The 22173-nt window shown below is 53.9% G+C and carries 25 protein-coding genes; 23 read left to right on the top strand and 2 right to left on the bottom strand.

What is annotated here, in order from left to right:
- Window positions 1-26 precede the first annotated feature (26 nt).
- A complete protein-coding gene (efp, locus tag PGRAT_RS20845) occupies window positions 27-584 on the top strand; it encodes an elongation factor P (RefSeq protein ID WP_025705508.1) in 558 nt (185 codons plus the stop codon).
- A 525-nt stretch (window positions 585-1109) separates the two neighbouring features.
- Window positions 1110-2363 (top strand): aspartate kinase, encoded by a 1254-nt coding sequence (locus tag PGRAT_RS20840; protein ID WP_025705507.1) that lies wholly within the window; start codon window positions 1110-1112, stop codon window positions 2361-2363.
- A gap of 227 nt (window positions 2364-2590) precedes the next feature.
- On the opposite strand, the gene PGRAT_RS20835 is transcribed toward PGRAT_RS20840, so the two are convergent.
- On the bottom strand, window positions 2591-3028 hold the full coding sequence (locus PGRAT_RS20835; protein ID WP_025705506.1) for a VOC family protein: 438 nt from the start codon (window positions 3026-3028) through the stop codon (window positions 2591-2593).
- 510 nt (window positions 3029-3538) lie between these two features.
- Window positions 3539-4405 (bottom strand): YitT family protein, encoded by an 867-nt coding sequence (locus PGRAT_RS20830; protein ID WP_025705505.1) that lies wholly within the window; start codon window positions 4403-4405, stop codon window positions 3539-3541.
- Between the two features lie 311 nt (window positions 4406-4716).
- On the opposite strand from PGRAT_RS20830, the gene PGRAT_RS20825 reads away from it, so the two are divergent.
- From PGRAT_RS20825 to PGRAT_RS20725, 21 genes are all read left to right on the top strand, one after another.
- Window positions 4717-4980: a YqhV family protein gene (locus tag PGRAT_RS20825; protein WP_025705504.1), complete on the top strand. Its 264-nt coding sequence runs from the start codon at window positions 4717-4719 to the stop codon at window positions 4978-4980.
- Window positions 4981-5063: 83 nt separating this feature from the next.
- Window positions 5064-6068 carry a stage III sporulation protein AA gene (gene spoIIIAA, locus PGRAT_RS20820; protein WP_025705503.1) on the top strand — a complete coding sequence of 335 codons (1005 nt, stop codon included), beginning with the start codon at window positions 5064-5066 and terminating at the stop codon, window positions 6066-6068.
- The gene (gene spoIIIAB, locus PGRAT_RS20815) at window positions 6061-6579 is read left to right on the top strand and encodes a stage III sporulation protein SpoIIIAB (RefSeq protein WP_042267155.1); all 519 of its coding nucleotides are present in this window, start codon (window positions 6061-6063) and stop codon (window positions 6577-6579) included. Before spoIIIAA ends, spoIIIAB begins: the two co-directional genes overlap by 8 nt.
- 13 nt (window positions 6580-6592) lie before the next feature.
- On the top strand, window positions 6593-6796 hold the full coding sequence (gene spoIIIAC, locus PGRAT_RS20810) for a stage III sporulation protein AC (protein ID WP_020426549.1): 204 nt from the start codon (window positions 6593-6595) through the stop codon (window positions 6794-6796).
- Between the two features lie 9 nt (window positions 6797-6805).
- Window positions 6806-7195, top strand: a complete 390-nt coding sequence (gene spoIIIAD, locus PGRAT_RS20805) for a stage III sporulation protein AD (RefSeq protein ID WP_025703761.1) — start codon at window positions 6806-6808, stop codon at window positions 7193-7195.
- Window positions 7196-7244: 49 nt separating this feature from the next.
- Complete coding sequence (spoIIIAE, locus tag PGRAT_RS20800) at window positions 7245-8495, top strand: stage III sporulation protein AE (RefSeq protein ID WP_025703760.1); 1251 nt, start codon at window positions 7245-7247, stop codon at window positions 8493-8495.
- Window positions 8496-8575: 80 nt separating this feature from the next.
- Window positions 8576-9373: a stage III sporulation protein AF gene (spoIIIAF, locus tag PGRAT_RS31770; protein WP_052415722.1), complete on the top strand. Its 798-nt coding sequence runs from the start codon at window positions 8576-8578 to the stop codon at window positions 9371-9373.
- A 41-nt stretch (window positions 9374-9414) separates the two neighbouring features.
- Window positions 9415-10059, top strand: coding sequence for a stage III sporulation protein AG (gene spoIIIAG / locus PGRAT_RS20790; RefSeq protein WP_025707938.1), 645 nt, complete (start codon window positions 9415-9417; stop codon window positions 10057-10059).
- A gap of 59 nt (window positions 10060-10118) precedes the next feature.
- Window positions 10119-11042 carry a SpoIIIAH-like family protein gene (locus PGRAT_RS20785; RefSeq protein WP_025707937.1) on the top strand — a complete coding sequence of 308 codons (924 nt, stop codon included), beginning with the start codon at window positions 10119-10121 and terminating at the stop codon, window positions 11040-11042.
- A gap of 182 nt (window positions 11043-11224) precedes the next feature.
- Entirely contained in the window at window positions 11225-11734 is a 510-nt protein-coding gene (gene accB, locus PGRAT_RS20780; protein WP_025707936.1) for an acetyl-CoA carboxylase biotin carboxyl carrier protein, read from the top strand.
- Between the two features lie 61 nt (window positions 11735-11795).
- Complete coding sequence (gene accC, locus PGRAT_RS20775; RefSeq protein WP_025707935.1) at window positions 11796-13139, top strand: acetyl-CoA carboxylase biotin carboxylase subunit; 1344 nt, start codon at window positions 11796-11798, stop codon at window positions 13137-13139.
- A 117-nt stretch (window positions 13140-13256) separates the two neighbouring features.
- On the top strand, window positions 13257-13673 hold the full coding sequence (locus tag PGRAT_RS20770; protein WP_025707934.1) for an Asp23/Gls24 family envelope stress response protein: 417 nt from the start codon (window positions 13257-13259) through the stop codon (window positions 13671-13673).
- 74 nt (window positions 13674-13747) lie between these two features.
- Complete coding sequence (gene amaP / locus PGRAT_RS20765; protein ID WP_020426559.1) at window positions 13748-14287, top strand: alkaline shock response membrane anchor protein AmaP; 540 nt, start codon at window positions 13748-13750, stop codon at window positions 14285-14287.
- A gap of 15 nt (window positions 14288-14302) precedes the next feature.
- Window positions 14303-14536 (top strand): DUF2273 domain-containing protein, encoded by a 234-nt coding sequence (locus tag PGRAT_RS20760; RefSeq protein ID WP_042267153.1) that lies wholly within the window; start codon window positions 14303-14305, stop codon window positions 14534-14536.
- Window positions 14537-14971: 435 nt separating this feature from the next.
- Window positions 14972-15421 carry a transcription antitermination factor NusB gene (gene nusB / locus PGRAT_RS20755; RefSeq protein WP_025707027.1) on the top strand — a complete coding sequence of 150 codons (450 nt, stop codon included), beginning with the start codon at window positions 14972-14974 and terminating at the stop codon, window positions 15419-15421.
- Between the two features lie 93 nt (window positions 15422-15514).
- Window positions 15515-16378, top strand: a complete 864-nt coding sequence (gene folD, locus PGRAT_RS20750) for a bifunctional methylenetetrahydrofolate dehydrogenase/methenyltetrahydrofolate cyclohydrolase FolD (RefSeq protein WP_025707026.1) — start codon at window positions 15515-15517, stop codon at window positions 16376-16378.
- Window positions 16379-16387: 9 nt separating this feature from the next.
- Complete coding sequence (xseA, locus tag PGRAT_RS20745) at window positions 16388-17761, top strand: exodeoxyribonuclease VII large subunit (RefSeq protein ID WP_042267151.1); 1374 nt, start codon at window positions 16388-16390, stop codon at window positions 17759-17761.
- A complete protein-coding gene (gene xseB / locus PGRAT_RS20740) occupies window positions 17745-18008 on the top strand; it encodes an exodeoxyribonuclease VII small subunit (RefSeq protein WP_025707476.1) in 264 nt (87 codons plus the stop codon). The genes xseA and xseB overlap by 17 nt, the downstream gene beginning before the upstream one ends.
- Complete coding sequence (locus tag PGRAT_RS20735; protein ID WP_042267149.1) at window positions 17995-18942, top strand: farnesyl diphosphate synthase; 948 nt, start codon at window positions 17995-17997, stop codon at window positions 18940-18942. Before xseB ends, PGRAT_RS20735 begins: the two co-directional genes overlap by 14 nt.
- A 98-nt stretch (window positions 18943-19040) precedes the next feature.
- Window positions 19041-20945: a 1-deoxy-D-xylulose-5-phosphate synthase gene (dxs, locus tag PGRAT_RS20730; protein ID WP_042267147.1), complete on the top strand. Its 1905-nt coding sequence runs from the start codon at window positions 19041-19043 to the stop codon at window positions 20943-20945.
- A 46-nt stretch (window positions 20946-20991) separates the two neighbouring features.
- Window positions 20992-21870 (top strand): TlyA family RNA methyltransferase, encoded by an 879-nt coding sequence (locus tag PGRAT_RS20725; RefSeq protein ID WP_025708376.1) that lies wholly within the window; start codon window positions 20992-20994, stop codon window positions 21868-21870.
- Window positions 21871-22173: the final 303 nt, after the last annotated feature.

Here is a 22173-nt window from a genome sequence, read left to right as displayed (position 1 = left end):
TAAATTGATTCCAGGAGGGATTTTTAGTGATTTCAGTTAACGATTTCAAAACAGGCTTGACCGTAGAGGTGGATGGGGATATTTTTACCGTCCTCGATTTCCAGCATGTCAAGCCGGGTAAAGGTGCCGCATTCGTGCGCTCCAAGCTTAAAAACCTGCGCAACGGCAACACTGTTGAGCGCACCTTTCGTGCCGGTGAAACCATCGGCCGCGCCATCATCGAAAACCGCGGTGTGCAATATTTGTATGCAAGCGGATCGGACCATGTATTCATGGACAACGAAACTTACGACCAGTTCGAGCTGTCCGCCAAGCAATTGGAATGGGAGCTTAACTTCCTGCAAGAAAACATGACCGTGAATATTGTCAGCTACCAGGGTGAAATCCTCGGGATCAACCTGCCAACCAGCGTGGAGCTGAAGGTTACGGAAACTGAGCCTGGCGTTAAAGGCAACACAGCGCAGGGTGCAACCAAAGCAGCAACTCTGGAAACAGGCCTCACGGTACAAGTCCCGCTCTTCATCAATGAGAACGACGTTCTGCTGATCGATACCCGCGAAGGCAAATACATTTCCCGCGCGTAGGATTATCAGAGAAGTGATGTTTATCAGCCTCCCCGCGCTTGCGGCGGGGGTTTTTTTTGTAGGGAACTATATGTTTTTTCTGGGGAATGAAGGTGAGAAGAGGCAGTTGAAGAAGCGTCATAGCTCTAGATGGAAAAAGGGAACTTAATTCTCCACAAAGGCAGTAATCGTAAGACGTAAGTGGAAAAAGGAAACTTAATAGGGCAAAATTACTCCATCGGGGGCCAAATGGGCTGAATTAGTTAACCTTTTTCCACCTATTGGGTGGAGAAACATGGTGCCTGGGCGAATTAGTTGACCTTTCTTTTTCCACTAGGGATTGCGCAGGAATCATGGAAGGCCCTTCAGGTAACTCCAAGTCCGGCAGAGTTGTTTATTCTGGACAGGAAAAATTTGGTGTCCGGAAAATAAGCGGTTTTTTTTGTGAAACTATTACCGCATGAGGCGTTTTTCGTATTATACTGGTTTAAAGCACGAAACCATTATAAGCTGTTACATAGACCGAAATAGGGAGTGAAATGGACTTTGTCACTTTATGTCATGAAATTCGGAGGCAGCTCCGTTGGCGACATTGAACGAATGAAGCGTGTTGCGGGGCGCATCGCAGATAAGCAGGATGAGGGTCACCGCTGTGTTGTGGTTGTATCCGCCATGGGAGATACCACGGATGAATTGATCGATCAGGCCATACAGTTGAACGGGCAGCCCCCCGCACGCGAAATGGATATGCTCATGACGACCGGGGAGCAGATCTCCGTCGCGCTTCTGTCCATCGCCCTGAATGGGATGGGCCGCAGCGCTGTATCTTATACAGGCTGGCAGGCGGGATTCCGGACCGATGAGACACATGGCCGGGCACGGATCAATGAAATTGATCCCCGCCGGGTTCTGGAGTCGCTGGAGCGCGATCAAATTGTTATCGTAGCCGGTTTTCAGGGGATGACTGTAGACGGAGAGATTACTACACTGGGCCGTGGGGGATCGGACACTACAGCCGTAGCATTGGCTGCAGCCATCCAAGCGGACGTCTGCGAAATCTATACGGACGTGGACGGTATTTATTCCACGGACCCGCGTATCGTGAAGACTGCGCGCAAGCTCAATGAGATCTCCTATGATGAAATGCTGGAGCTGGCTAACCTGGGGGCAGCGGTGCTGCATCCGCGGGCTGTGGAATACGCCAAACGATATCAAGTGAAGCTGGTCGTCAGATCAAGCTTTAACCATAATGAAGGTACTGTTGTGAAGGAGGAAGCAAGCATGGAGCAGGGTGTGGTAGTTAGCGGAATTGCATATGACAAAAACGTGGCGCGGATCAGTATACTGGGAGTGCCGGATGTGCCGGGCGTCCTCGCCCAGGTATTCGGCAAGCTTGCAGAGGAGGGTGTGGACGTTGATATCATCGTGCAGAGCGGTGTGCAGAACGAGAAAGCCGACTTCTCCTTCACCATTGCACTGAGCGAGCTGGCGCATGCCAAAAAGGTTATCGAGGGGCTTCACAGCGAGCTTCCTTACCGCGAAGTCACTTCCGAGGATAATCTGGTCAAGGTATCGATTGTCGGCGCGGGTATGGTCAGCCATCCCGGTGTAGCGGCGCAAATGTTCGAGGTGATCTCCAAAGAAGGCGTGAGCATCAAGATGGTCAGCACTTCCGAGATCAAAGTGTCATGCGTAATTGAGTCCGGCAATCTGCAAAAAATTATCCAGGCGCTTCACACCGCCTACAATTTGGATACAGAAGAGCAGGCGTTTGTCGGAGGACCGAAGGACCGCCGCTAGAAGCCGGGGGTTTCGGTCTCACCTTACTCGCCTTAGTCGAAATGTCCCGCTGCCTATAGGGCGGCGGGGCTTTTTTTTTGCGGGAATTATGAAATGAAGGTATGCAGCAAAATCGTCTCCCCCACATCGCCTTCTATGCAGCTTCACTCGCTGCGTTGCAATTGTATAACTGCCAAAGTCACCGGAAATGATGGATATTTAAGAGGTTAAGCCTAGCGCAATCGCAATTATCTGATTCGTTCCCCCAGCTCTATAATCATTCCCTCTGGTCCGCGACAGCAGCATAATTTATAACTTTTTTCATAATGTTGGATCTCACTGAAGATTTCCATCCCTTTATTTTTCAATTTGGCGACAATGGCTTCAATAGCTTCCACAATAAATGCCAGATGCCGGATACCGGGGGTATTTGCAAAAGGTAACTGAATTCCCCGCTCATCTGACGGCAAAATATATTGGATTAACTCTATCCATGTTTGACCGTCTGGCGTTCCCAATCCTACACAGGCTGTTTTAGCGCCATTAAGCCCCACTATCCGGTCCAACGACTCTCCTTCCGCTTCCCATTCCCCGTGCACCTCAAGGCCAAAATCGAGAAAAAACGCTTTAGCCGCAGAGAGGTCATTTACGACTATACCCGCATGATCTATTCTATGGATCTTCAAATCTCTCACCTCCTATGGTCCTGTTTTTTGATCAGGGGAGACCGTTCCCGTTATGACGACCGTCAAAGTTAAATCGCCGCCCTGTACATCATCAGCGGCTGTTCCGGGAACCGTGAACTTGCTGTCCTAATTATGTCCATTAGATGGCTATGTGGAAAAAGTAAAACGAAATCGCTGAAATTCTCGCTACAGAAGGTTTTAGTGGAATTTTGTACACCTAATCCATCTCTATTCAGCCTATGCGGCCGCTTTCAGCCTGATTAGTGGTACTTTTTCCAACATAGGCTACTTCATGAGCGTAACGAACATCGATTAGTGAACCTTTTCGGTTTTTTCCGCTAAGGAGGACGAGCTCTGTTCAAAAAATATTTAAGTTCAATCAATTTATAGCGCGTGGTGTCTCATGGACGTCCCAATCCCTTGATAGGAACAAAACAGTCCCATCCTCCGCTTGCCGCAGGGGATGGGACTGTTGGGTATGGGTATGGATTTCGGTACTTTGTGCGGACACTACCCCAGCCGTCTGAACCGGCCGACGATCTCTACCGTCTCAAGCACGTTGACGAACGATTTGGGGTCGGTTTCGAGGATCGTTTTGCGCAGCTCCGCCAGCTCGTAACGGGTGGTTACGGTCATGAGCATGGTGTTCCCCTCGTGGCTGTACCCGCCTTCCGCATTAACCACAGTGATGCCATGGGGCAGGCAGGTGAGGCGGTTCAGCATCTTTTCACGCTCCTTGGTGATAATGAAGCAGGTCAGCTTGATGTGGCGGATATGGATCATATCGACCACACGGCTTTTGACGAAAATACAGAGCATGGCGTACAGGGCGGAATCCCAGCTTTTGAAAAAACCCAGACTCAGAATGACCAGCCCATCCAGCACAAACAGAACGGTGCCCATCGGAATATCACGCTTGCGTGTAATGATGGAGCCCAGAATATCGAAGCCCCCGGAGGAGCCTCCGGCCCGAAGAGAGAAGCCCACACCCCCGGCGATGATGACTCCCCCGAAAATACTGGCCAGAATCGGGTCTTTGGTCAGCTTGATCAGCGGAATGATATTCAAGAACCAGGTCGTGGTTACGACCGACAGCAGGCTATAGCAGATGTATTTTTTGCCCACGGCCACAAAACCCCAAATCAGGATAGGCAGATTAATGGAGAAATAATACAGCGAAATGTACTTAGGATTGGTTAGATAGCCGATGACAGATGCCGCTCCTGCAACCCCGCCGCTGAGCAGCTGATGCGGAATGAGGAACAGGCGCAGCCCGCTCGCGACCAGAAAGGCCGAAAAAATAATGATGGCGACTTCTTTCACTTGCTTGGCAACCGGCCCTGTAACGAGCGGCATTACAACATTACGAACTTGCATGACATAAATCCCCTCTTCTTCCGATGTCTGTATCTGCATTTTAGGATGCTGCCTGAAAAGATAAGGAGCCCTTAGTTTATCCAAGAGCCTGCACTTATATTTTCCAGAGCAGCCTGTTTAAAACGCGCAAAATATATTTTATCATACCGATGATATTTTTTTATAGAGGGGTTCACTATGATTTCTTTCACACTCCATGGTATATTCCCTTTTTTCTTCTTGTCTAAAGTAAGCCCGTCCCGCATATCCATGGATAACAGCAAGAAAAACACGGGATTCCCGGAAATAGATTTGTAAAAGGAGTGAACGGGTTGGACAAGTATGTGAGCTGGATGGCGGCGCTGCGGCTGCTGTCCGGGAGTGTGGAAATAGCGGCAGCTCTGATTATGCTGAAGCTGAACCAGGTGGATAAGGCGCTGGCAGTCAATTCCGGATTGGCCCTTGTCGGGCCGACCATTCTGATTCTGACCACAGCGGTTGGGCTGACGGGGATGGCACAGGATCTGTCCTGGGGGAAGCTGGGCTGGATTGGCTGCGGGGTTGCCTTTCTCTTAATCGGGATTCTAAAAAAATGATAGATGATAGTCATAAAGCACACGTACAAGCATAAGTATGGATTAAAGCTATTTAAGTAGAGGACAACTTGGGGGTACTCTGTATGGCTAATGACTGGCTGCTGTTGTTTCCTGAACAAATAAGAGCACTGCTGGGAGGCTTGCCCGCTCCCCTGCTCGACAAGGTGGAAGAGATCCGTATCCGCGAAGGCCGCCCGCTGGAGATCAATTATTCCGGAGGTAAATACCATTTTCTCGGTGCAGGCGGCAGCCTGACTCTGAGTCCCGAAGAAGCGTACAAGCCTGAACGGGAGGTTACGCACCGGCTGCTGGACCTGATCAGCAATCATTCGCTCTATACGATGGAGGAGGAGCTCCGCAAGGGATTCATTACAATCCCCGGCGGGCACAGGATTGGACTTGCAGGCCGGACCGTGCTGAGCGGCGGAGGAGTGGAGCATCTGCGCGACATCACCGGCTTCAATGTACGGATCGCCCGTGAGCTGCCGGGCATCGCCGACGGCGTGCTGCCGTACCTGCTCGACAAGGGGCGGCAGCGGATCATGCATACGCTGATTCTCTCGCCTCCGCAGCACGGCAAAACCACCCTGCTGCGTGATCTTGCCCGGCAGATCTCGGCCGGTGCAAGAAGCGGGCGCGAGGGCAGCCGTCCGGGCCTGAAGGTCGGCATCGTCGATGAGCGCTCCGAAATCGCCGGCAGCCGCCGCGGGATTCCCGCTTTTGATGTCGGCCCACGGACAGACATCCTCGACGGATGTCCCAAAGCGGAGGGCATGATGATGATGATCCGCTCGCTCTCGCCCGATGTGCTGATCGCCGACGAGATCGGCCGGCTGGAGGATGCCGAAGCCGTCACCGAAGCGCTGCATGCAGGGATCACGGTTATTGCTTCGGCACACGGCAAGGAAGTGTCTGAGCTGGCCCGGCGGCCCGGACTCGGCGGACTGCTGGAGCACCCGATGTTTGAGCGCTATGTGATCCTCCACCGGACAGATGCGGGGCTGTCCTTCCGCATATTGGACGGGCAGAGGCGCAGCCTGCTGCTGGCCGCTCCCGAAGAACGGCGGGGCGGTGAGCGCCATGCTTAAGCTCTTCGGAGCGGTGCTGATCGTCCTGGCAGGCGCGCTGGCCGGGTTCAAGCGGGCCGCCCAGTATGCTGACAGGCCCAGGCACATCAGAGGCCTGATCGCAGCCCTGCAGCGGCTGGAGACGGAGATCCAGTATGGCTACACCCCGCTGCCGGAAGCGCTGCGCCGGATCGGGATGCAGTCGAAGGAGCCGCTGAAGGCATTTTTCACCACAGCGGCCGAGGAGATGAGCCCGCCGCTGGACCGCAGCGCCGAAGATGCCATTTCGAAGGCCATGGAGGAGCACTGGAAGGCGGCTTCCCTGAAAGGGGCGGAGAAGGAAATACTCCGGCAGCTAAGCTGCACGCTGGGTACCAGCGACCGTTCGAATCAGAGCACTCACATCGCGCTGGCTTTGCAGCAGTTGAAGCAGGAGGAGACAGTGGCCAGAGAAGATCAGGGCAAATATGAAAAAATGAGCAAAAGCCTGGGTCTGCTGCTTGGAGCATTGATCGTCATATTGATCTTTTAGCGAGGTGCCAGGAATGAATATTGAAGTCAACGCGATCTTCCAGATTGCCGGCATCGGCATTATTATCGCCATGATCCACACGGTGCTTAAGCAGATGGGCAAGGAAGACATCGCCCACTGGGTAACGATTGTCGGCTTTATCATCGTGCTGTTTATGGTCATCCGCATGCTGGACGGCCTGCTCCAGGAAATCAAAACGATTTTTCTTTTTCAATAGGCCAAGGTTATGGAAATCATTCAAGTGGTAGGAATTGGGCTCTTGTCGACGGTCCTGATACTCGTACTGAAGGAACAAAAGCCGATGTTCGCCTTCCTGCTGACCACGGCCGCAGGCATTCTGATCTTCCTGTTCCTGATCGGCAAGATCGGAACGATTCTGGGGACGCTGGAGCGGGTGGCCGAGTCCTCGGGCATGGAAATGATCTATATCAAAACGGTGTTCAAAATTATCGGAATTTCCTATATCGCAGAGTTCGGGGCGCAGATCGTGCGCGATGCCGGACAGGAATCGATTGCCTCCAAGATTGAACTGGCCGGCAAGGTGCTGATCATGGTGCTGGCCGTGCCGATTATCAGCATTATTATCGAGACGGTGATGAAGCTATTGCCAACCTGACAAGCATAGGGGCATGAGGCGATGTTAAAAGCGGGCGGGGGGGAAGGGTATGCGGGCAAGAAGTGTGTTCCGGCCACCAAAATTAAAAATCATTCTGCTGCTCCTGCCCTGCCTGCTGCTGCTGTGGTGTTCAGGCACCGCCTTCGCAGCCGGAGCAGTCCCCTCTCCGCCACCGCAGTCTACTCCCCAGGGAGGCTCCTCTTCCGCGGTAGACCATTGGGTGAAGGGGCAGGTGCAGGACCTGCCTACAGGCGAAGTGGAATCGTACTGGAATAAGCTGATGAAAGACTATGGCGGATTTTTCCCCGAAGGCAAGACTCCGTCGCTGATGGATATGCTGCTGCCGGGCGAGAATGGCCTAAGCTTCAAAAGCGTGTTGTCCGGACTCACTTCTTTTATGTGGCATGAGGTGATGTTCAACGGCAAGCTGCTGGTTACGATTGTGATGATCAGTGTGCTCAGCATGATTCTGGAGACGCTGCAGACCGCTTTTGAACGGAAATCCGTCAGTAAAATCGCCTATATGCTCTGTTACATGGTTGTACTGGTTATTGCCGTCAATAGTTTCAATGTAGCCATCGGCTATGCGAAGGATGCCATCGACCGCATGACCGACTTCATGATGGCCATGATTCCTCTGCTGTTCGCATTGCTGGCTTCAATGGGAAACATTGTGACGGTCTCCGTCACCCATCCGCTGATCGTGTTCATGATCCATACGGTGAGCACGATCATTCATACGGTCGTTTTCCCGTTGTTTTTCTTCTCGGCGGTGCTGCATCTGGTGAGCGCCATGTCGGACAAATACAAGCTGACCCAACTGGCAAACCTGCTGCGGAATGTGGGTGCCGGACTGCTGGGCGTGCTGCTGACTGTGTTTCTTGGCGTGATCTCTGTCAGGGGAATAACCAGCTCTGTGACGGACGGAGTGACCCTCCGCGCCGCGAAATACATTACAGGGAATTTCGTGCCGGTGATCGGGAAAATGTTCGCGGATGCCACGGATACGGTGATTTCTGCATCGCTCCTGGTGAAGAACGCCATCGGGTTATCGGGTGTCATTATCATCTTGTTCCTCTGCGCATTTCCGGCGATTAAAATACTCGTCCTTGCCCTGATCTACAACGTGGCTGCCGCCGTAATGCAGCCCTTGGGCGAGACACCGATTGTAGTCTGCCTGCAGACGGTCGGTAAAAGCATGATCTACGTATTCGCGGCTCTGGCCGCCGTATCGCTGATGTTCTTTCTGGCTGTCACAATTATGCTGACCGCCGGAAACGTCACCGTCATGATGAGGTAAGGCGCCTATGCTTCCAAAGCAGGCTTTGCCTGAAGTGAACTCAGAGCAGCATGTCTCACAAAACTTTTAGGAGGTAAGCGATGACCTGGTTGGGGGATTGGCTGCGGGAGCTCATTCTGGTGGTGCTGCTCGCCGCTTTTGTGGAAATGCTCCTGCCGAGCAAATCCATGGAGCGGTATGCCAGGCTGGTGCTCAGCCTGTTGGTCCTGCTGACCATGCTGAGTCCGATCGTGTCCATGCTGAAGGGTGATGCGACCGGGGCGCTTAGCCTGGCCATGGATCAGCAGGAGCAGGATGGCAGTGTACTCACAGGAGCAGGAAAAGGGGCCGGCTCTCTGGAGAAGATTCTGGCAGACGGCCGGATGTTGGCCGCAGGGGCACAGGAGCAGAGCCTGAAGCTCGCTGCCGGGGAGGTGGCCGGACAGATGCGTGACCAGATCGCCGGCAGCACCGGTCTGCAGGGAGCCAAGGTTACCGTGAAGCTGGGCATGGGCAGTGCCTCCGGGAGTCCTGGGGACGGGGCAGTGCCTGTGATTTCCTCGGTGACGGTTGCCCTCCCGGCGGCTGCCCCGGCTGCAGGAGCAGGCAGCGGAGCCAACCCGGCGGCGGGGACAGCCGCCGGCACGGCTTCGGAGCCGATTGTAATTACACCTGTGGAACCGGTGCAGGTTAGCCTGGGTACCGGCCAGGAAGAGGCTGCGGCAGCCGGAACTGCGGCAGCTGCGCCCGGAACACCCGATGGCAGCAGGTCCGATGCGGGAAAAGGGGCAGATAAAGAGGTTGTGGAATCGGTCATCAGGCTGCTGGAGCAGAACTGGAATCTGAGCCGGGAGGTCATTCAGGTACAGACTAGCGGTGCCGGAGCAGAGAAATTATAGAAATCCAGAAGTGGAATTCAAAACAGCGGGAGGGATAAGAGATGGGCAACTGGCTGAAAAAGCTGGAGCAATGGGCCGGGGGCGGAGGTTCGGGCAGCCCGAAGCGGAGTCATACCTTCCGCTGGCTGATCATACTCGGGCTGCTCGGCGCAGCGATCATGCTGTTCAACTCCTTTGTGAATGTGAAGAAGCTGGACAGCGAGAATACGGGGCGTGAGCCGCCTCAGGCGGAAAGCTCGCAGGCAGCCCTGCAGCAGGGAAATGAGGCTGCCCCGAATTCTTTTGACGGCATTGAGCAGGCACTGGAAGACCGGACCAAAGAGATTCTGGAGAAAATCGTCGGTGTCGGCACGGTGGATATCATGGTCACAGTGGATTCTACAGAGGAAATCGTTGTGCAGCGCAATATGAACGACTCCCAGCAGCAGAGCGAAGAAACCGATGCCAGCGGCGGCAAGCGTCATACCACACAGTACACAAGGGATGGCGAAATCGTTACCTACAGCCAGTCGGGCGATGAAACCCCGATCATAACCAAGCGGATCAAACCGCAGGTGCGCGGGGTGCTGGTTGTCGCCAAAGGGGCGGAGAACAAAATCGTCCGGGGGCTCATTGAAGAAGCGATCGAAAAAGGCTTGAACGTGCCGGGTTACCGCATTTCCGTGGTTCCGCGCAAGCAGGAATAGCAGACTCAGATTCTTTTTTTTAAGAAGGGTATGTAATAAAACTTTAGGAGGAATTAAAAATGAAGGGCAAAAGACAAACGATTTGGTTGGTTTCCATGCTCAGCTTGATGGTGGTCCTTTCCGCTTACTATTTATTTACTGAAGACTCGGGAGCGTCTATTCCTAAGGAAACAGCGGGCAGTGTTCAGGTGGACAATATAAAAAGCGGAGCTGACGGGGCACAATCCCCCGCTCTGGACAGCGGACTTGTCATTAACGAAGTCTCTACACAAGACATTGCTGCGGACTCCGGCAAAGCCGCTGTGAATGAGGACAGCAGTGCAGCTGCCGTTACAGCAGACAGCGACAAGGGCAAGGCAGGAACGGACGATAAAAAAGCGGAAACAGAAGACAAGACTGCCGCTGCAGGTACAAGCGAAGACAGCTCCGCCGCTGGTACCGGCGATGCCGCAGCCAATAAGGTTACAGCAGAAACCGGCAGCGATGCAGACCAAACTGCTGATGCGTCCAAAGCGGCCAAAGACGACACGAAGGCAGACAAAGACACTGCAGCAGCCATCACAGAGAAAACTCCGGCCAAAGACGATGCTGCCATTCTGGATGAAGTCGCGTCACAGAGTGTATCGGCCAGCAGCCTGTTCACCAACTATCTTTATGAACGTGAGCAGAAGAACCTGAAAGACCAGAACGATCTGCTCGCATTAATCAATGATATGGATAAGACTCCTGCCGAGAATGCAGTAGCCAAAGAGCAGCTGAGCAAGCTGGAGGAGAAGGAATCGAAAATCACAGGCATCGAAGAACAGCTGCAGCAAAAGTACGGTGAAGCGATTGTGAAAGAGGAAGCCGGCGAAAACTATACCGTTGTTGTCCTCAGCGACAAGCTGGATGTGAAGCAGGCGGTTGGCATTGTGGACCTCGTCATGAAGGAACTCAGCGTGACTCAGGATAAGATCAGAGTTCAATATGTTTCCGAGCAGTAATATCTGCGATAAGAGAAAAATAGCAGAAAATGACGAAAGAGCTCGGGTTGTCCCGGGCTCTTTCCATTTCTAGCGTTTATGATATAATACATAAAGTTATCTTGGAATACGCTTCCTGAGAAGAACGGAGAAGCCTTTTTTGCTTGTGGCTTCGAGAGAAAGCTGAAGGAGTGAACTATTAAATGTTCAAGTTAAGCGAGATTAAGGAATTGATTAAATTGCTGGACCAAACCTCCTCCGTACATGAACTGGAGATTGAAAGCGAAGGAATGAAGCTGGCTATCCGCAAACCGGATCGCGCCGAGGCTGACGGTATGGCAATTCAGGCGACTCCTTATGCCTATCCCTTTACGCCAGCCCCGCAGCCGCAAACCCCGCAGCAGCATGCTGCACCGGTGGTTGTTACCGAAATTCCGGCAGCCTCGCAGCAGCCGGCGTCCAATGAAGGCGCATTGCATAAAATTGTTTCTCCCATGGTTGGGACCTTCTATAGTGCCGCTTCTCCGGAAACCCCTTCCTTTGTCAATGTAGGGGACCGGGTCAGCGAAAAATCAACAGTCTGCATCATTGAAGCGATGAAGCTGATGAATGAGCTGGAAGCGGAAGTGAGAGGCGAAATCGTCTCCGTACTTGCAGAGAATGGCCAGCTGGTGGAGTACGGCCAGCCGCTGTTTCTGGTGAAACCGGAATAACAGCCGCGAGAATCATGAGATGAGGAGCTAGCAAGCTTCGTAAAACTTTGGGAGGAAACGCATGAACATTCAAAAAGTGTTGATTGCCAACCGCGGCGAAATTGCAGTCCGCATTATCAGAGCCTGCCGTGAACTGGGCATATCCACCGTTGCGGTATACTCAGAGCCTGACCGGGATTCACTGCATGTCCGGCTGGCTGATGAAGCGTATTGCATCGGCCCGATGCCGTCCAAGGACAGCTATCTGAACTTTACTAATATTATGAGCGTTGCTACATTGACCGAATGCGATGCCGTGCATCCCGGCTACGGATTTCTGGCTGAGAATGCAGATTTCGCGGAGATCTGCGAATCCTGCAACATTACCTTTATCGGACCGTCGCCGGATGCCATCACCCGAATGGGCGACAAGGCTGTGGCGAAGGAAACGATGAAGCTGGCTGGGGTCCCGATCATTCCAGGCTCTGACGGGCTTGTAGGCGATGTGGAGGAGGCTGTCATGCTGGGCCGAGATATCGGCTACCCGATAATCGTCAAGGCTACAGCAGGCGGCGGAGGCAAGGGAATCCGCATTGCCGAGGATGAGGAATCCCTGGTGAAGCAGATTACCGCTGCGCAGCAGGAGGCGCAAAAAGCCTTCGGCAATGCCGGGGTATACCTGGAGAAATTCCTGACCGGCATGAAGCATGTGGAGATACAGATTATTGCTGACAATCACGGCAATGTGGTTCATCTGGGAGAACGGGACTGCTCCGTGCAGCGCCGCCGCCAGAAGCTCATTGAAGAAGCACCCTGCTCCGTGCTGACCCCGGAGATCCGCGAAGCGATGGGCCAAGCTGCCGTTCGTGCCGCGCAGGCTGTGAATTACTCTGGCGCAGGGACGCTTGAATTTTTGCTTGGACCGGACGGTCAATTTTATTTTATGGAAATGAATACCCGGATTCAGGTCGAGCATCCGGTAACAGAGATGGTCACCGGCGTTGATCTGATCAAAGAAATGATTTCCGTGGCGGAAGGCAATCCGTTGTCGTTTACCCAGGAAGACATCACGATCAATGGCTGGTCGATTGAATGCCGCATCAATGCGGAAGATCCGGAGCGGAATTTCATGCCTTCACCGGGCAAAATCGGCTTTTATCTGCCGCCGGGAGGACTCGGGGTGCGGGTGGACAGCGCGGCATATCCGGGATACACGATCTCTCCTTTTTATGACTCCATGATTGCCAAGCTGATTGTATGGGCTCCTACCCGCCAGGAAGCTATCGCCAAAATGAAGCGGGCGCTCTCCGAATTTGCTGTGGAAGGCATACATACCACGATTTCATTCCACCAGAAATTGCTGGAGCATCCGGTGTTTTTAAATGGCAATTTTGACATTAAATTCCTGGAAGAGTATGAAATTTAGGACGACTTTGCTTTGTTTGTCATAAAGTTCGCCAAATGATATAGTATGTTTAATAAGAGACGTGCTTTGCGCTTGAATTATTGAACAACTTTTTCTTTGAAAGGTGTGAGGACCACAATGAGTACATTGCCGACAGAATATGAACGTACGGAAATCGGTGAAATCCAGATCGCTCCAGAGGTGATTGAGGTTATCGCAGGTTTGGCAACCGTGGAAGTTAAGGGCGTGGCAGGAATGAGCGGCGGATTCGCCGGCGGCATCGTTGAGCTTCTTGGCCGCAAGAACCTGTCCAAAGGCGTAAAGGTAGAGGTTGGACAACGCGAGGCAGCGGTGGATGTGTCTGTGATCATCGAATACGGCAACCGTCTCCCGGAAGTGGCGGCTGAAATTCAGCGCAACGTGAAGCGTTCGATCGAAACGATGACGGGCTTGACTGTTGTTGAAGTGAACGTGCATATCCATGATGTGCAGTTCCGCAGCAACAATACTGTAGAGAAGACCGAAGAGACGGATGCGGTTCTCCGCGTGAAATAAAGCGAGCAGTTCATCCATAAACCCCCGACAGCACCGTCGAGGGTTTACTCTAATTTAAGGAGGTTATGAGACTCGTGGCCAAAATTTTGGACAGGCTTTTGCTGTTCCTCTACAGCTTATGCATCGGAATATTATCTGTAATTGCCATCCTCCTGTTAAGCGGTGCCATTCCGGACTCCTATGAAGCGCTGGACAGACCAGAGGCGTATATAGCTGCGATTGCTGTGGCCGTTATCCTGTTCCTGCTCAGCATCCGTTTCTTCTACATTTCGCTGCGCCGTGACCGAGCTTCCCTGCCTTCGGTCGATCAGCGAACAGAATATGGAGACATTCAAATCTCCATGGAAACGATTGAGAATCTGAGCCTGAAGGCTGCCGGCAAAGTCAAAGGCATCCGGGATCTCAAGTCGCGTATCCGCGTCTCCCAGGCAGGTCTTGAGATTATGATCCGGGCCGTTGTCGACGGGGAGCATTCCCTGCCGCTGCTGACGACCGAGGTTCAGCGCCAGGTGCATGAATTTGTGCAGGAAACGACCGGAATTCCTGTAGCGGACGTCTCTGTATACATTGCTAACCTCACACAGTCTCCAAGCTTCAAAAGTCGAGTGGAATAGAGGTGAGTTTCCCTTATGTTCTGGAAAGCAATATGGGAAAGTCACGGAGGTAGGATTGCCGGAGTCACCTTCGGTGTCGTTCTCGGGTTGATTTATCTGATTAGCGGTTTTTGGGATATGCTGTTCTTTGCACTGGTTGTGTTCATAGGATATACGCTTGGCCAAAGAAAGGATACCGCCCAGCCGCCGCTGTTCCAGTGGCAGGAGCTGGTCCAGCGGCTGTCCGGGCGCTGGCGTCCCTTCAAATGAACCGCGATAGCTTTTCTCCCGGAGCCTGGAACCCATACTTATGAGTTTCCTAATGCCTGGAGAAGGGCTGCGCGGTTTTTTGCTGCTGTCCGCTATATTGTACGGGTTTCTGAAACTTTCGCTTTTGAGTGTACAAACCTGAATTGCCGGTTCTCTACGCTGCCAAAATGCGATAGAACGCCAGCTTTGCTGGGCAAATATTTCGTTAAGTGCAGTGCGGAGTCCGGTAATACAGCTTGTATTACGGAGCGAATGTGTTGTAGCTGCAGTTTGTGCAATTAAGATTTTTAAATGTACGGAATACAATTAGGGATAGAACTTGCTCCTTTAAGCTGAAAATAATTGCATGAAATACAATTAGCGGCTTTTGCCTGATCCTAGGAAACAATGATACACCTGATAAAGTATGCGAGATAAGATTGTAGGAGGAAATATATGAAAAGACGTTTAGCAAGAGAAATTATTGTCCAAAGCCTGTATCAGATGGAAATGAATGATGTGGAAAGCGCGGATGCGGTGGAGATGCTCATTGCCGAAGCGGCAGATGAGAATGAATCCGAGCATGTGATTACAGACGAAATCGAGTTGAAGGCTTATGTAGTGGCACATGTCAACGGCGTGTGGGAGCATAAGACGGCGATTGACGATATGCTGGAGCATTACCTGAAGGGCTGGCAGATGAGCCGCCTCTCACGGGTGGACCGCCAGATTCTCCGTCTTGCCACCTTCGAGATGGTCTTTGCGGATGATGTGCCGGCCAAGGTTGCCGTCAATGAAGCCATCGACCTGGCCAAACATTTTGGTACCGATGATTCCGGCAAGTTCGTCAACGGTGTGCTTGGCAAGATGATTCAGGAGCTTGATACGCTTAAGACAGAACAGTAACAGAGCAGCCGAAGTATGTGTTTATGCATGACCAAGATATGAAGTACCATCTTTAGTCCAACTTTCAAAGCAGATCAAAGGGGAGACAATGACATGACAGCAGCAATCATCAGCGGTAAACAAGTATCTGACGAAATTCGTATCGACATTGCCCGGGAAGTTGCCCAACTGGCCGAACGGGGTGTAAAGCCTGGGCTTGCTGTTGTGCTGGTCGGTGAAGATCCGGCTTCTCAGGTCTATGTGCGCAACAAAGAGAAATCCAGTACTGAGCTCGGGTTCCATTCCGAAGTGCACAGACTGGATGCTGCAACTAGCCAGGAGGATTTGCTGGCGCTCGTGGCCGAACTGAACCGCCGGGATGAAATTGATGGAATCCTGGTTCAGCTACCGCTTCCGAAGCACATTGACGAGAAGGCTGTAATTAATGCCATTGCTGTAGAAAAAGATGTGGACGGCTTCCATCCGATCAATGTGGGGAACCTGGTCATCGGGGATGACAGTCTACTGCCCTGCACGCCTGCAGGTGTCATCGAGCTGATCAAACGCACAGGTACCGGTATGTCCGGCAAGCACGCAGTCGTTATCGGACGCAGCAACATTGTCGGCAAACCGGTATCTCTGCTGCTCCAGCGCGAAAACGCAACAGTGACTATGTGTCATTCACGGACCGCAAATATCGCCGAGCTTAGCCGCCAGGCGGATATTCTGGTGGTGGCGATTGGCCGGGCCAACTTTATTGACGGCTCTTTTGTGAAGCCGGGCGCGGTGGTGATCGATGTCGGAATGAACCGCCTCGATAACGGCAAGCTGGCCGGGGACGTGGATTATGAAAGCGCGAAGGAAGTTGCCGGATATATCACCCCTGTACCGGGTGGCGTCGGACCGATGACTATTACCATGCTGATGGGCAACACGCTGATTGCCGCCAAACGCCGCCGCGGCCTGGAAAAGGAATAGGCAGCGTTCATGGCGGCAGAACGGCAGGTCTACTCGATAAAGGAGCTTAACCGTTATATCCGCATGAAGCTGGATTCGGATGTGGTACTCTCCGATGTATGGGTTCGCGGGGAAATCTCCAATTTCACCCACCATGGCAGCGGTCATATGTATTTTACGCTGAAGGATGAGAGCAGCCGGATCAAGTCGATCATGTTCGCCTCGCATAACCAGCGGCTGCCTTTTGTTCCGAAGGAAGGCACGAAGGTCATCGCCAGAGGCAATGTGACCGTCTACGAACGGGACGGGCAGTACCAGTTCTATGCTACGCATATGCAGCCTGACGGAATAGGCAGCCTGTACCTGGCGTATGAACAGCTGAAGAACAAGCTGGAGCTGGAAGGGCTGTTCGCGGCGGCGCGCAAGCGGCCGCTTCCGCGGTTCCCGCGCTGCATCGGGGTCGTCACCTCCCCGACCGGCGCGGCGGTGCGTGATATTATCATCACGCTGCAGCGGCGGTTTCCGCAGGTGGCGGTGGTGCTGTATCCTGTCCTGGTGCAAGGCAAAGGTGCAGGGCCGTCCATTGTGAAGGCCATTGAGAATCTGAACGCGATGGGCGAAGCCGATGTGCTTATCGTCGGCCGCGGAGGCGGCTCCCTGGAGGAGCTGTGGGCCTTCAACGAGGAGGCCGTCGCCCGGGCGATCGCGGCCTCCGGAATCCCGGTCATCTCGGCCGTGGGCCACGAGACCGACTTCACGATCGCCGACTTCGCCGCCGATCTTCGGGCGGCGACCCCGACGGCGGCGGCCGAGCTGGCCGTGCCGCACGCCGCCGAGCTGGCGGCGCAGCTCCGCACGGCGCAGCAGCGCCTGCACCAAGGGCTGCTGCGCCGCTCGCAGCGCGGGGGCGAGCGCCTGGCCTCGCTGCAGCGCTCGCTGGCGCTGGTCGGCCCGCGCCGCCAGCTGGCCCAGCACACGCAGCGGCTGGACATGCTGCGCGCCGGGCTGCTCCGCGCAGCGAGGGACCGGCACGGCCGCGCGCGGGAGCAGCGGGCCGTGCTGCACCACAGCCTGCAGCGCTTCCACCCGCAGGCGAGTGTCAGCGCTGCGCGGCGGCGCACCGAGAGCATCACCCGCGAACTCGCGGGTGCCATGCAGGTGCGCCTGCAGGAGAAGCGCTCGCGCTTCGCCGCCGAGCTGCGCCATCTCGATGCGCTCAGCCCGCTTAAGGTCATGTCGCGGGGCTACAGCCTCGTCTACGATGAGAAGGAAGAGCATTTAATCAAATCGCTGAAGGAAGTAGAACTCGGCGATGTGGTCAACATCAAGCTGAATGACGGACAGCTAAGCTGCCAGGTGTGGGGAATGAAGGAGGATGGCATAACGAATGGCGAAGGAAGCTGAATTGGAATTGGATTTTGAAGGAGCTATGGAGCGGCTGGAAGAAATCGTGCGGGAGCTGGAGCACGGCGACGTTCCCCTGGAGAAGGCAATCGATTTGTTTCAGCAGGGCATGAAGCTCTCCCAGCTGTGCGGGAGCAAGCTGGAACAGGTAGAACGCAAAATCGAAATGATCACCGAGATGGACGGCGAGCTGCGCAAGAAACCGTTCGGTGCCCGGCTGGAAGGTGACAGTGATGAGCCCGTTTGATCCGAAGCAGGAAACGGAGCCTGCCGGGACATCTTTGCGTCAGCCGCTGAACGAATATATAGCGGAGATCAGCAGCCTGGTCATGAGTGAGCTGGAGGCGGCCTTGCCCGGAGATTGGAGCGTTCCCGGCAACCTTAAGGACGCGATGAACTACTCGCTGCAGGCGGGCGGCAAACGTCTGCGCCCGCTGCTGGTCATCGCCGCCTGCGAAGCGCTGGGCGGCAGCCGCCAGGCGGCGCTGCCGGTAGCGGCTGCCATTGAAATGGTACATACCTACTCGCTGATCCACGATGATCTGCCCGCTATGGATAATGATGATTACCGGCGCGGCAAACTTACCAATCACAAGGTATACGGCGAGGCTACGGCCATACTGGCCGGAGATGCGCTGCTCACCCATGCGTTCTACAGTGTTGTTCAGGCTTCGCGGAAGCATGGCGTGCCCGCAGAACACGCGCTCTCCGTGGTGGAGGACCTGGCGGAAATGGCAGGCCCGAGAGGGATGGTCGGCGGGCAGATCGCCGATATGGAAGGCGAGCAGGGACTTACCAATCTGGAGCAGCTTCAATACATCCACCGCCACAAGACGGGGGATCTGATTATTTTCTCCCTGGTGGCCGGGGGACGTATTGCCGGGGCGGACAGCAGGCAGCTGGAGGCGCTGCGCGATTTCGGTACGCATATCGGCCTGGCCTTTCAGATTCAGGATGATATCCTGGATCTGGTCGGGGACGAAGGCAAGCTCGGCAAAAAAACAGGCAGCGACCTCAAGCAGCAAAAGGTCACTTACCCGTATTTTATCGGGCTGGACGCCTCCCGCGATGAGGTGAAGCGGCTGACGGAAGCTGCCCGCAGCGCTGTCCTTGAAGGCGGTTTTCAGGACAATACGCGTTTGTTAGACATTGCGGACTACCTGATGAAGCGAGATCATTAGAGCAAATTCTGGAGCGGCTGTGTTTCGACAGCCGTTTCGTTTGTGTTATAATGGGGTTTATATATATTTTACAACATCTAGGAAAGCGGGGAATACTCGTGCTGCTTCCACAAATAAATGATCCTCAGCAACTTAAAGCTTTGTCAGTCGAGGAGCTGGCTACCCTTGCGGAGGAGATCCGCCGGTTTCTGATCGAAAAGCTTACGGTTACCGGCGGGCACCTCGGCTCCAATCTGGGGGTAGTGGAGCTCACGCTGGCCCTGCACTACTGTTATGACAGTCCCCGGGACAAAATGATATACGACGTAGGGCATCAGGCATATGTCCACAAAATCCTTACCGGCCGCCAGGACCGTTTTGACACACTGCGCAAGAAGGACGGGTTGTGCGGTTTTGTGAAACGTGCGGAGAGCGAGCATGATGTCTGGGAAGCCGGACACAGCAGCACCTCCCTGTCTGCGGCCATGGGAATGGCGGTGGCCCGTGATCTCAAAGGCGAAGACAACAAGGTTATCGCTGTAATCGGGGACGGAGCGCTTACCGGCGGGATGGCGTTTGAAGCGCTTAACCATATCGGCCATGAACGCCGCAAGCTGATGGTTATCCTCAATGATAACGAAATGTCCATCGCTCCGAACGTAGGGGCAATGCATAATTATCTGAGCAAAATCCGCTCGGACCGCCATTATCTGCGCGCCAAGGATGAAGTGGAGGGGCTGCTCAAGAAGATTCCGGCCATCGGCGGAAGACTCGCCAAGACAGCACAGAATGTAAAGGACAGCCTCAAATATATGATGGTGCCCGGTGTGCTGTTCGAAGAGCTTGGCTTTACTTACCTTGGCCCGGTTGACGGCCATGACGTAGAGAAGCTGATCGATACCTTCCATCAGGCGGATAATGTGTCCGGACCTGTATTTGTGCATGTTCTGACTACCAAAGGCAAAGGGTATAAACCGGCTGAAACCGATTTCTATAAGTCACATGCCATTTCACCCTACAAAATTGAGTCCGGCCAGTCTCTGAAGGCTGTCGGCAATCCGATGTACACCGAAGTGTTCGGCGAGACGCTGATTGAGCTGGGCCGTGAGGACAAACGGCTGATCGCCGTTACACCGGCAATGCCCGGCGGATCAGGCTTGTTCCCGTTCGCTAAGGAGTTTCCCGACCGGATGATCGATGTCGGCATTGCTGAGCAGCATGCGGCAACGCTCTGCGCAGCGCTGGCCATGGAGGGAATGAAGCCGGTCTATGCCGTCTACTCCACCTTTATGCAGCGGGCATACGATCAGATTGTGCATGATATTTGCCGCCATAATGCTAATGTCATGTTCGCCATAGACCGTGCAGGCTTTGTGGGTGCTGACGGTGAAACGCATCAAGGGGTATACGATATTGCTTTTATGCGCCACATCCCGAATATGGTAATGATGATGCCGAAGGATGAGAATGAGCTGCGCCACATGATGAAGACGGCGCTTGAATATAATGACGGGCCGATTGCCTACCGGTATCCGCGCATTGACGGCACTGGCGTGGCACTGGACGCCGAGCTGAAATCCCTGCCTATCGGCTCCTGGGAGCGGCTGCGTTCAGGCGATGATTACGCTGTGCTGGCCTGCGGGCCGATGGTTCAGGTGGCTGAAGAAGCGGCGGAGCTGCTGAAGCGTGAAGGCATTCAGGTAGGGGTTGTCAACGCCCGGTTCCTGAAGCCGCTGGACAGCTCCATGCTGCTGGACCTGGCCCATGCGGGAACAGGGATGATTGTGCTGGAGGAAGCCTGTGAGGCCGGAAGTTTGGGCAGCGCAGTGCTTGAATATTATGCGGAGCATGAAATTTATGACGCCAGGGTCCATTTGATGGGCGTGCCGGATATCTTTGTGGAGCATGGCTCGATCAAAGAGCAGCGCCAGCAAACCGGACTGACCGTTGAAGCGGTAATCAGCCGCGTCAAAGCGATGAAGGCATCGAGCGCTTTTGCCTACAAGACGACTTCAACCTCCTGAACAGGATAGTCGGAGCGGTAACCCTAAGAACAATCGGGAGATGACCATGGAACACCCTAAGGAACGGATCGATGTACTGTTAGTGGAACAAGGATTTTTTGAGAGCCGCGAGAAGGCCAAGGCGGCCATTATGGCCGGGCTGGTGCTTGCGGATGAGGAACGGATCGAGAAGGCAGGCATGAAGGTGCCGCGCAGCGCGGTTTTGAGGGTAAAAGGCGCTGTGCACCCTTATGTCAGCCGGGGCGGCCTGAAGCTGGAGAAGGCGCTGCGGCAGTTCGGCATTGATCTGAACGGGCGCGTGATGCTGGATATAGGCTCTTCTACAGGAGGCTTCACCGATTGCGCCCTCCAGAACGGAGCAAGCCATGTCTACGCGATTGATGTCGGCTACAACCAGCTGGACTGGAGACTGCGCAAGGATGAGCGGGTAAGCGTGATGGAGCAGACGAATTTCCGTTATATGACCCCGCCGGACTTGCAGGGGCCGGTTCCCGACTTTGCCAGCATTGATGTGTCTTTTATATCATTGAAGATTATTCTGCCGCCGCTTATCGCCCTGCTTGAACGTCCCGCCGATATCGCTGCACTGATCAAACCGCAGTTCGAAGCTGGGCGGGAAAAGGTGGGAAAGTCCGGTGTGGTCCGTGAACCTGCTGTCCACAAAGAGGTGCTGGTGAGTGTGCTTGGCATGGCTTCCGGGCTGGGCTACCGGCTGGAAGGCTTAACCTTCTCCCCGATTACCGGGGGTGAAGGGAACATCGAGTTTTTGGCGCACTGGAAGCTGCTTCCTGAAGCTGCGGAGACCGGCGCATCCCAGCCTGAACCGCCTAAGGCCGAAGATTTCGCGGCGCTCGCCGATACCGTGATTAAGGAAGCGGCAGCGACCTTTAAAGTCAGTAACCCTGGAAACTCATCGAAGCGATGAGTTTCTTTTGCTTATAGGTAGCGGTATTACTGGGTGCCTTCCCAAACGCTTCCCACAAATAGCATTATAGTAATCCATCCATTAGGTTGTCTAACTTTTCGACGTGCTCTTTTCTTCTCGATTCTGTGATGTGCAAGTACACTTTTTCTGTTATCTTAGTGGGCAATTTAGAAGTTTGAACTGATATAGGCTGATATAGGCGGTGCAGGAGCATTGGCTTCACCAGCAGACTGAAGCGGACAGAGAAGCAATCATTTTGCGAAAAGGCGCTTGCATTCCTGACGAATTCAAACTTGGAGCCGT

Origin of the sequence: Paenibacillus graminis (assembly GCF_000758705.1) — a bacterium.
GTDB classification, from domain to species: domain Bacteria; phylum Bacillota; class Bacilli; order Paenibacillales; family Paenibacillaceae; genus Paenibacillus_AQ; species Paenibacillus_AQ graminis.
Note: the sequence above shows the minus strand (reverse complement) of the source record. Positions and strands in the feature narration are given on the sequence as shown.

What these genes read in the sequence shown, in the direction of transcription:
- PGRAT_RS20830 (WP_025705505.1), bottom strand. Translation starts at nt 4,405, where the DNA reads ATGCAAGTTCGTAATGTTGTAATGCCGCTCGTTACAGGGCCGGTTGCC.
- spoIIIAA (WP_025705503.1), top strand. Translation starts at nt 5,064, where the DNA reads ATGGCTAATGACTGGCTGCTGTTGTTTCCTGAACAAATAAGAGCACTG.
- spoIIIAB (WP_042267155.1), top strand. Translation starts at nt 6,061, where the DNA reads ATGCTTAAGCTCTTCGGAGCGGTGCTGATCGTCCTGGCAGGCGCGCTG.
- spoIIIAC (WP_020426549.1), top strand. Translation starts at nt 6,593, where the DNA reads ATGAATATTGAAGTCAACGCGATCTTCCAGATTGCCGGCATCGGCATT.
- spoIIIAD (WP_025703761.1), top strand. Translation starts at nt 6,806, where the DNA reads ATGGAAATCATTCAAGTGGTAGGAATTGGGCTCTTGTCGACGGTCCTG.
- spoIIIAE (WP_025703760.1), top strand. Translation starts at nt 7,245, where the DNA reads ATGCGGGCAAGAAGTGTGTTCCGGCCACCAAAATTAAAAATCATTCTG.
- spoIIIAF (WP_052415722.1), top strand. Translation starts at nt 8,576, where the DNA reads ATGACCTGGTTGGGGGATTGGCTGCGGGAGCTCATTCTGGTGGTGCTG.
- spoIIIAG (WP_025707938.1), top strand. Translation starts at nt 9,415, where the DNA reads ATGGGCAACTGGCTGAAAAAGCTGGAGCAATGGGCCGGGGGCGGAGGT.
- PGRAT_RS20785 (WP_025707937.1), top strand. Translation starts at nt 10,119, where the DNA reads ATGAAGGGCAAAAGACAAACGATTTGGTTGGTTTCCATGCTCAGCTTG.
- accB (WP_025707936.1), top strand. Translation starts at nt 11,225, where the DNA reads ATGTTCAAGTTAAGCGAGATTAAGGAATTGATTAAATTGCTGGACCAA.
- accC (WP_025707935.1), top strand. Translation starts at nt 11,796, where the DNA reads ATGAACATTCAAAAAGTGTTGATTGCCAACCGCGGCGAAATTGCAGTC.
- PGRAT_RS20770 (WP_025707934.1), top strand. Translation starts at nt 13,257, where the DNA reads ATGAGTACATTGCCGACAGAATATGAACGTACGGAAATCGGTGAAATC.
- PGRAT_RS20760 (WP_042267153.1), top strand. Translation starts at nt 14,303, where the DNA reads ATGTTCTGGAAAGCAATATGGGAAAGTCACGGAGGTAGGATTGCCGGA.
- nusB (WP_025707027.1), top strand. Translation starts at nt 14,972, where the DNA reads ATGAAAAGACGTTTAGCAAGAGAAATTATTGTCCAAAGCCTGTATCAG.
- folD (WP_025707026.1), top strand. Translation starts at nt 15,515, where the DNA reads ATGACAGCAGCAATCATCAGCGGTAAACAAGTATCTGACGAAATTCGT.
- xseA (WP_042267151.1), top strand. Translation starts at nt 16,388, where the DNA reads ATGGCGGCAGAACGGCAGGTCTACTCGATAAAGGAGCTTAACCGTTAT.
- xseB (WP_025707476.1), top strand. Translation starts at nt 17,745, where the DNA reads ATGGCGAAGGAAGCTGAATTGGAATTGGATTTTGAAGGAGCTATGGAG.
- PGRAT_RS20735 (WP_042267149.1), top strand. Translation starts at nt 17,995, where the DNA reads ATGAGCCCGTTTGATCCGAAGCAGGAAACGGAGCCTGCCGGGACATCT.
- PGRAT_RS20725 (WP_025708376.1), top strand. Translation starts at nt 20,992, where the DNA reads ATGGAACACCCTAAGGAACGGATCGATGTACTGTTAGTGGAACAAGGA.